The 8681-nt window shown below is 41.8% G+C and carries 6 protein-coding genes and 4 tRNA genes; 9 read left to right on the top strand and 1 reads right to left on the bottom strand.

The genetic code is table 11. From position 1 onward, the window contains the following. Both folC and C1A47_RS11545 read left to right on the top strand, forming a co-directional pair. Window positions 1-1275 (top strand): bifunctional tetrahydrofolate synthase/dihydrofolate synthase, encoded by a 1275-nt coding sequence (gene folC / locus C1A47_RS11540; RefSeq protein WP_111895192.1) that lies wholly within the window; start codon window positions 1-3, stop codon window positions 1273-1275. Next, window positions 1275-2375, top strand: a complete 1101-nt coding sequence (locus tag C1A47_RS11545) for an SPOR domain-containing protein (RefSeq protein WP_111895193.1) — start codon at window positions 1275-1277, stop codon at window positions 2373-2375. The genes folC and C1A47_RS11545 overlap by 1 nt, the downstream gene beginning before the upstream one ends. Here the strand turns inward: C1A47_RS11545 and C1A47_RS11550 are convergent. Then, on the bottom strand, window positions 2372-2971 hold the full coding sequence (locus C1A47_RS11550; protein WP_413772965.1) for a dual specificity protein phosphatase family protein: 600 nt from the start codon (window positions 2969-2971) through the stop codon (window positions 2372-2374). The genes C1A47_RS11545 and C1A47_RS11550 overlap by 4 nt on opposite strands. Window positions 2972-3331: 360 nt before the next feature. Here C1A47_RS11550 and secA point away from each other — a divergent pair, with 360 nt between their 5' ends. The 7 genes from secA (at window position 3332) to C1A47_RS11585 (ending at window position 8504) form a co-directional block, all read left to right on the top strand. Further along, window positions 3332-6064: a preprotein translocase subunit SecA gene (gene secA / locus C1A47_RS11555; protein WP_111895195.1), complete on the top strand. Its 2733-nt coding sequence runs from the start codon at window positions 3332-3334 to the stop codon at window positions 6062-6064. A gap of 135 nt (window positions 6065-6199) precedes the next feature. Further along, window positions 6200-6499 carry a hypothetical protein gene (locus tag C1A47_RS11560; RefSeq protein WP_111895196.1) on the top strand — a complete coding sequence of 100 codons (300 nt, stop codon included), beginning with the start codon at window positions 6200-6202 and terminating at the stop codon, window positions 6497-6499. Between the two features lie 146 nt (window positions 6500-6645). Then, entirely contained in the window at window positions 6646-7866 is a 1221-nt protein-coding gene (gene argJ, locus C1A47_RS11565; protein WP_111895197.1) for a bifunctional glutamate N-acetyltransferase/amino-acid acetyltransferase ArgJ, read from the top strand. A gap of 247 nt (window positions 7867-8113) precedes the next feature. Continuing rightward, window positions 8114-8190 (top strand) — tRNA-Pro (locus C1A47_RS11570). 42 nt (window positions 8191-8232) lie between these two features. Next, window positions 8233-8309 (top strand) — tRNA-Arg (locus C1A47_RS11575). A 38-nt stretch (window positions 8310-8347) separates the two neighbouring features. Then, window positions 8348-8423: transfer RNA gene (locus C1A47_RS11580), tRNA-His, on the top strand. Window positions 8424-8427: 4 nt separating this feature from the next. Then, a tRNA-Pro gene (locus C1A47_RS11585) sits at window positions 8428-8504 on the top strand. Window positions 8505-8681 lie beyond the last annotated feature (177 nt).

Genomic DNA, 8681 nt, shown 5'->3' on the forward strand with positions numbered 1-8681 from the left:
TTGAACACAATAGCACCACAAGCTACGGATAGTCTTTTCACATGGCTCAACTATTGGGGCCATGTGCATGTAACAGGAATTGATTTGGGCTTAGAGCGCGTCATTCCTGTTGCTCAAAAATTAAAAGTGACAACCACCTCAGCCAAAGTGATTACGGTTGCAGGTACCAATGGGAAAGGTTCAACGACAACAACAATTGCCGCGATTCTTCAACAAGCGGGCTATAAAGTTGCACTTTACCAATCTCCACATATTTACCGTTTTAATGAACGTGTCAAAATTTCAGGTTTGGAAGCCAGCGATCAAGAACTGATTGATGCTTTTGTCCAAGTCGATCAGGCACGCCGTGAATGTGGTTTAAGTCTTTCATTTTTTGAAGCAACCACGTTAGCTGCTTTTCTTATTTTTCAACAAAAACAATGTGATGTCTGGGTGCTTGAAATTGGACTCGGTGGGCGACTTGATGTTGTCAATGTCATTGAGCCTGATGTTGCCGTGATCACCAATATTGGTTTGGATCATGTGGACTGGCTGGGCGATACCATTGAAAAAATTGCCTTTGAAAAGGCAGGGATTATTCGCCCCAACATTCCTGTGATTTTTGCAGGTCAGCAACAACTTCCACAAGCCATTCAAGATAAAGCTCAAGAATGCAATGCTCAATTACATGTATTGAATCGTGATTATTTTTATCAAGAGCAGTCGGAAGATACATGGTTATTTGCCACACCTGCATCGACTTTGGTGCTGCCAAAAGGGCATTTGGCACTCGATAATATTTCAACCGCGGTTGCTACTGTGCTCGTGAGCGGTTTAACTATCTCTGATCAGGCAATTCGTCAGGGAATTCAAGCGGCAAAAATTGCAGGGCGCTTTGAAGTTCGTCAAATTCAGAACAAAACCGTGATTTTTGATGCAGGGCATAACCCGCATGGTGTTGAATTTTTGTTAAAGCAATTGCAGAATTTTATGCAATACAATAAACAGTATTCTGAAGTTGTTGCAGTTTTTTCAATGCTCGCTGATAAAGATATTGATTCAGTGGTTGAGTTGCTGAATCCTGTGGTATCGACTTGGCATATTGCCGAGTTAACAGTGCCACGTGCGGCAAAACTTGAAAAAATTCAGCAAGCTTTAAACAATACAACGACACAACAATTTACAAATGTGAAAGAGGCATTTCAATCCGCTCTCGATCATTTACAAGATCAGCAACTGATTTTGGTTTGTGGTTCGTTTCATACCTTAGAGGCGGTTTGGGAGTACATTGAATAATGTCAATGAATAACAAACAACGTTGGATGGGCGGCGTTGTTTTATTGGGCGGTGGTGTGCTGCTCGCAGCATTGTTGATGAAAGGCACACAAGAATTACAGCATAAACAAGCCGCGACTTTAACTCAAACAACGACTACACAACAAAAAAATACGCAAAAAGCAGGCGATATGCAGGCTTTACAACCTTTAACAGTTGATGTTGAAACCGAAAAACGTCTATTGGATGAGCAAAAGCGTGCCCGAGAGCAAGCAGTTGCTGAACAAGAAGCACGTACTCAGCAATATTTACAACAGCAGCAACAAGCGGAAGCAGATGCTGCTCGTAAGGCTGCTGAAGAATATGCTGAAATTAATAAGCGTCGAACTGGTCAGGATAGTTCAGATAATATTCCACCTGAAACGAAACCTGATGGTAAAACCAAAACCACAGATCAACAGGCAGATTCTGACGCAAAAAAGAAACACGCCGATGATGAAGCAGCCAAGCATAAAGCTGCTGTAGATGCAAAGAAAAAAGCAGATGCAGAAGCAAAACGGCAGGCTGATTTGGAGGCGAAAAAACAAGCTGAACTTGATGCGAAAAAGCAGGCAGAAGAAGATGCTCGTCATGAAGCTGCTGCGAAAAAGAAAGCAGAATTAGAAGCTCAGAAAAAAGCCGATGCAGAAGAAAAACGCAAAGCTGATGTTGAGGCGAAACATAAAGCTGCTGCCGAGGCAAAACACAAAGCGGCTCTAGAGGCGAAGAAACAAGCGGATACTGAAGCGAAGAAACAGGCAGATGCTGATACTAAGAAATCAGTGAGCAAGAAACAAGCTGATGCAGACAAAGCTCGGGATTTATTGGAAGGTAAGAAAAAATGGATGGTACAGGTTGCACTTGCGGCTAATCAAGCCAATGCCGATGCAACGGTTTCTAAACTTCGAGCCAAGGGGTATAAAGTGGTTACTAGCCCAACTTCTAAAGGTATTCGTATTATGGTTGGGCCAGCGAAAGACCGTGAAACGGCAGATACATCCCGCCGCAAAATTCAAAGCGATGCGAGTTTGGGGATGAAAACAGCATGGGTGATTGACTGGGTTCCACTCGATCAACGCTAAGAATTTTTTTGTGGATGTGCCAATTGTTGGCGCATCCATTCAATATGTTTAGGGCTAAATAATCGATCAATATTGACCCAAATTGGGTGAAAACCATAACCACCATGCTTCATTTCATTCATTGCATCTGTAACAGACCAATTTTCTAGCAAAATTCGTGACATTCCGACCATAGCGCCTGTTCGGTCAGAACCATGATAGCAATGAATCAGCACTTTCTTATTCTCTACTTGTGCAGTCTGTAAAATCTGCATGACTTGAACAATCTCTTGTTGCCGAATATCCCAAGCATTCATTGGGATGTGGATCAGTTTTATGTTGCTATGTTTGAGAAGTTGCTGATCATCATTTTGTACGCGTAAATTAATAATGATGTCGATATGTTGCTGCTCTAATAATGGCAGTAGCTGGCTGGTGGGTTGTTCACTACGATATAACCAAGGACTCACCTGATAAAAATTATAGCGTTTGTTTAAGGCTGTTCCCCAATTTATAGGACGTTGAGCATCAGGTAGAGCACTGCTTTGCATGCAGCCTTGTAAAGAAAAACTGATCGTTAAAGCGAGTATCATGAATCGGACGGGCTGAGTATTCATAAGTAAGCTGGTCATAACAACACTCACTTCAAATTAATTGATATTTAGACACACTACATCTCTTTTTCTATAAAAACATCGAAAACAATGAAGAGTAAATAGATTTCGTTCATCATCTTAGATGAAGATCATGCGCTAAGTATATTGCTGGTGATTTCTATCGGGGTATTCTATGCAGAGAGAGCTTTCGATTCTGTATGGAATTAAAAATGGAGAATCTTGTGATTTAAAGTAGATAAGATGAAAAAAAATGCGGCTTTTTACGTAAAAAACTTGTACTTCAAAATTCTAACTCCATAATATCGTCTAATTAGAAATTCATTTTTCATTTTTGACTAGCAAAATTTAGAGAGTTTATCCATGTTGGCAGGTCTGATCGGAGGTATCTTCGGTACAAAAAATGAGCGCGAACTGAAACGCATGCGTAAAATTGTCGAGAAAATTAATGCGCTCGAACCGACGATAGATGCTCTTAGCGATGCAGACTTATCTGCAAAAACTCAAGAATTTAAAGATCGTTACCAAGCTGGGGTGAGCTTGGATGATTTATTGCCTGAAGCGTTTGCAGTCTGCCGTGAAGCGGGTAAGCGTATCATGGGAATGCGTCACTATGATGTGCAGTTGATTGGTGGTATTACCTTGCATGAAGGTAAAATTGCCGAAATGCGTACAGGTGAAGGTAAAACCTTGATGGCGACCTTGGCTTGTTACTTGAACGCTTTAACGTCTCAAGGTGTGCATGTCATTACTGTAAATGACTACTTGGCACAGCGTGATGCCGAGTTAAACCGCCCATTATTTGAATTTTTAGGTTTAACTGTTGGCACGATTTATTCGATGCAAGCACCTGATGAAAAAGCGCTAGCTTATAGAGCAGACATTACTTACGGTACAAACAATGAATTTGGTTTTGACTACCTACGTGACAACATGGTGTTTTCTCTAGCGGAGAAAAAGCAGCGTGGTTTAATTTATGCCATCATTGATGAAGTTGACTCAATCCTGATTGATGAGGCGCGTACACCTTTGATTATTTCGGGTCAAAGCGAAGATTCTTCACAACTCTATGCTGCAATTAATGCGATTGCTCCAAAGCTTCATCCACAAAAAGAAGAAAAAGTAGTGGATGGTGGACATTTCTGGATTGATGAAAAACAGCGTTCAGTGGAAATGACCGAAGCAGGTTATGAAGCTGTAGAAAGCGAATTGATTCAGATGGGGTTGTTACAAGAAGGTGAGAGCCTGTATTCAGCAGCGAACCTGAACTTGGTACATCATGTGTCTGCGGCAATTCGTGCACATTTCTTGTTCCAGCGCGACGTTCACTACATTATTCATGATGGTGAAGTGGTTATTGTCGATGAACATACAGGTCGTACCATGCCAGGCCGTCGTTGGTCTGAAGGTCTGCATCAAGCGGTAGAAGCCAAAGAAGGTCTGGAAATTCAACCAGAAAACCAGACATTGGCAACAACAACGTTCCAGAACTATTTCCGTTTATACAAAAAGCTTTCAGGTATGACAGGTACTGCAGATACCGAAGCTTCGGAAATGAAAGAAATTTATGGTTTGGATGTCGTACTCATTCCAACGCACCGACCAATGGTTCGTCAAGATCATAATGACTTAATTTATTTAAACCGTAATGGTAAATACAGTGCGATTGTTGCGGAAATTAAACGAATTCAAGAAACTCGCGCGCCAATTCTGGTGGGTACAGCAACAATTGAAGCCAGTGAAATCTTGTCGCAGAAACTTACTGCGGCTGGGATCAAACATGAAGTTCTGAATGCCAAACAACATGAGCGTGAAGCCGACATTATTGCTCAAGCAGGTAGTCCAGATTCTGTGACCATTGCAACCAACATGGCAGGTCGTGGTACAGACATTTTGCTCGGGGGTAACTGGAAAGCCAAACTCGCGAAAATTGAAAATCCGACTACTGAAGATGAAGCACGTTTAAAAGCTGAATGGCAACGTGATCATGAAATTGTACTGGATGCAGGCGGTTTGCATATCATTGGTTCAGAACGTCATGAATCTCGCCGTATCGATAATCAGTTGCGTGGTCGTGCAGGACGTCAGGGTGACCCAGGTGTTTCACGTTTCTATTTGTCTTTAGAAGATGACTTGATGCGTATCTTCGCGGGTGACCGTGTGGTTGGTATGATGCGTGCGATGGGCTTGAAAGAAGATGAAGCCATTGAACATAAAATGGTGAGTCGTTCGATTGAAAATGCCCAACGCAAAGTTGAAGCACGTAACTTTGACATCCGTAAAAACCTATTGAAATACGATGATGTAAACAACGAACAACGTAAGATTATCTATTCTCAACGTGATGCGGTACTTGCTGAAACTACCTTGCAAGATTACATCGAAGAAATGAATCACGATGTGATGCAAGGCTTGATTGCCAACTTTATTCCACCTGAATCAATTCATGATCAATGGGATATTGAAGGCTTAGAAAAAGCTCTTAGCACGGACTTGGGTATTGAATTACCAATTCAGCAATGGCTGGATGAAGATCGCCGTCTAGATGAAGAGGGTCTGGTAGAGCGCATTAGTGATGAAGTGGTTGCTCGCTATCGTGCACGTCGTGAGCAAATGGGTGCAGATTCGGCTTCCACACTTGAACGTCACTTCGTCTTGAATGCACTTGATCGTCACTGGAAAGATCATTTGGCTGCGATGGATTACTTGCGTCAGGGGATTCACTTACGTGGCTATGCTCAAAAGAATCCAGAGCAAGAATACAAAAAAGAAGCCTTCAACTTGTTTGTGAACATGTTAGGTGCAATCAAGTCTGATGTTGTAACAGACTTGTCATTGGTACATGTACCAACACCAGAAGAGCTTGCTGAAATGGAAGCTCGTCAGCAACAACAAGCGGGTTCAATGCGTTTGTCATTTGAACATGATAATGTTGATGGCTTGACAGGTGAAACTTTCATGATGGATGATGCTGAAGAAGAAAATTCAGTAGCATTTAATTTTGATAAAGATAATATTGTTCCACCTGCGAGTCGTAATGCGCCATGTCCATGTGGATCTGGCCTGAAATACAAGCAATGCCATGGAAAAATTTAAACTGATCTAAGTTTTACAAAAGCAGAACAAGATGTTCTGCTTTTTTATGATCAGGACATAGGCTCAGACTTTAATTTCCAGTACACTTTTTCATGCAAAATTTACTTTGTAAAACCTTCAAGTGTTGGTACAACCATGAAAAAAATGAAACAAGTGCTATGGCTCACATTATGCCTTACTCCAAGCTTATGCTTTGCGAATCAGCACCTAACTACTGAACAAGCTGTTGTACAGGGTAATACCGCAATAGTGATTAGTCCACGTACAGGAATTCGCTATGCAGTCGGTAACACGGAAGGTCGTGCTGTTCAGATTGAAACAGAAGCGATTGCACCAGCAGATCGTGCGACAATCAAACGCATTGTGGCAGCAAATCCAGCACTCTCTGTAGAAAGCCAGCAAAAAGCAGAACAATCATTATTGAGCATGGATTAATCGGGATAATTCATCGAACTGAAATCGCAAAAACCAGCTCTAGAGGCTGGTTTTTTCTTGAGTAATATGGGGTTTGATACTCGATTTTTATCAGCATATCTAATAAGCTAGAACTTTATTTTCACTTCTAAAAATGGATCATTAAAATGGCTGTTGGTGACGTTACAATGCCACTTATGCATGTGGTAAAAGGTGTAAAAATTGGCTCTACAGAAGCGCATGTACGTTATCCAAACCGACGAGATCTGGTGATCTTTGAATTTTCTGAAGGCGCAAATGTTGCAGGTGTTTTTACACAAAATGCTTTTTGTGCGGCGCCTGTGCGTATTTCTAAAGCTCATTTGGCAGAAAGCAATGCGCGTTATTTGGTGATTAATACAGGTAATGCCAATGCAGGTACAGGTACATTGGGCCTGCAAAATGCACAAAAAATTTGTGAAGCACTGGCTCAGGTTGCAGGTATCTCGACAAATCAAATTCTGCCATTTTCAACAGGTGTGATTGGTGAACAATTACCAGTAGATCGAATTGTTGCTGGACTACAGCCTGCTTTTGATAGTTTAAAAGCCGATGCTTGGGTGGATGCTGCGAAAGGGATCATGACAACAGATACCACACCCAAAGGTGCATCTGAGCAATTTGAACTTGATGGCATAACTTATACCATGACAGGTATTAGTAAAGGTGCAGGCATGATTCGTCCCAATATGGCAACCATGCTGTCCTTTGTCGCGACTGATGCACCAATTGCACGAGATCTTGTACAAAAATTGCTTAAAGATGCAGCAGACCAGTCATTTAACCGTATTACGATTGATGGTGATACCTCAACCAATGACTCATGTATTCTTGTAGCAACAGGTCAGGCGGGCGGTGAAGAAATTCAGTCAGAAGAAGATGGTCGTTATGTTACTGTTGCACAAGTTCTTATTCGTGTGATGAAACGCCTTGCTCAGCTAATTGTACGAGATGGAGAGGGTGCAACCAAATTCATTACGGTAACAGTTGAAGGTGGAAATAATACCGACGAATGCTGTGAAGTCGCTTATAGCATTGCACATTCACCATTGGTTAAAACTGCAATTTTTGCATCAGATCCAAACTGGGGTCGTATTTTGTGTGCTATCGGTTATGCCAAGATTCAAGATTTAGATGTTGAAAAAGTACAAGTCTGGTTGGATGAGGTTCAATTGTGCAAAGATGGTGGCGCAGCGGCTGACTATACGGAAGCAGAGGGCGCACGTGTCATGCAACAATCAGAAATGACAATTCGTGTGGATTTAGGACGTGGAACAGCAAAAGACACAGTTTATACCTGTGACTTGTCTTATGATTATGTGAAAATTAATGCTGATTACCGTTCTTAAGTGACTAATCCAAGATTTTAAAATGAGCCTCATCTTAGAATGAGGCTTTTTTTATTAGAGATATATGCTTGAAAATTAGAAAGAAATGCCTAAAAAAAGCACAAAAATAATTAAAATGCCGAATAAATAAGCTTTCGAGTAAAGAAAAGCATATTTTTTTGATTTAAGGTATTGACCAAATTAAGACTCGCGCCTAGAATGCACACCGTACCGCACGATGTGCGATACAGCGAAAGCTGAGATGAATCGGAGCATAGCACAGCCTGGTAGTGCACCTGGTTTGGGACCAGGGGGTCGTAGGTTCGAATCCTACTGCTCCGACCAATTCCTCAAGGCGGTATCGCATGATGTTTTGTCATCGATCAAGCGCTTGTAGCTCAGTTGGATAGAGCATCCGCCTTCTAAGCGGATGGTCACAGGTTCGAATCCTGTCAGGCGCGCCATTTTATGGTAGTCTGATGCATAGAACTAAAACACTACGGTGGATGTAGCTCAGTTGGTAGAGCCCCGGATTGTGATTCCGGTTGTCGTGGGTTCGAGCCCCATCATTCACCCCAATTTCGGAGCATAGCACAGCCTGGTAGTGCACCTGGTTTGGGACCAGGGGGTCGTAGGTTCGAATCCTACTGCTCCGACCATCATCTAAAAGATGAAATAAATAATCCGCTTAAATGCGGTTTTTTTATGTCTGAAATTTCTTATTCTATTATTTATTAATATTATAATTCGCTATTCGCTATTCGCTATTCGCTATTCGCTATTCGCTATTCGCTATTCGCTATTCGCTATTCGCTATTCGCTATTCGCTATTCGCT

This window comes from Acinetobacter sp. MB5 (assembly GCF_003261585.1).
Classification (GTDB): domain Bacteria; phylum Pseudomonadota; class Gammaproteobacteria; order Pseudomonadales; family Moraxellaceae; genus Acinetobacter.

Excerpts from the sequence above, each read along its gene's own strand:
- C1A47_RS11545 (WP_111895193.1), top strand. The coding sequence starts at position 1,275 with ATGTCAATGAATAACAAACAACGTTGGATGGGCGGCGTTGTTTTATTG.
- C1A47_RS11550 (WP_413772965.1), bottom strand. The coding sequence starts at position 2,971 with ATGAATACTCAGCCCGTCCGATTCATGATACTCGCTTTAACGATCAGT.
- secA (WP_111895195.1), top strand. The coding sequence starts at position 3,332 with ATGTTGGCAGGTCTGATCGGAGGTATCTTCGGTACAAAAAATGAGCGC.
- C1A47_RS11560 (WP_111895196.1), top strand. The coding sequence starts at position 6,200 with ATGAAAAAAATGAAACAAGTGCTATGGCTCACATTATGCCTTACTCCA.
- argJ (WP_111895197.1), top strand. The coding sequence starts at position 6,646 with ATGGCTGTTGGTGACGTTACAATGCCACTTATGCATGTGGTAAAAGGT.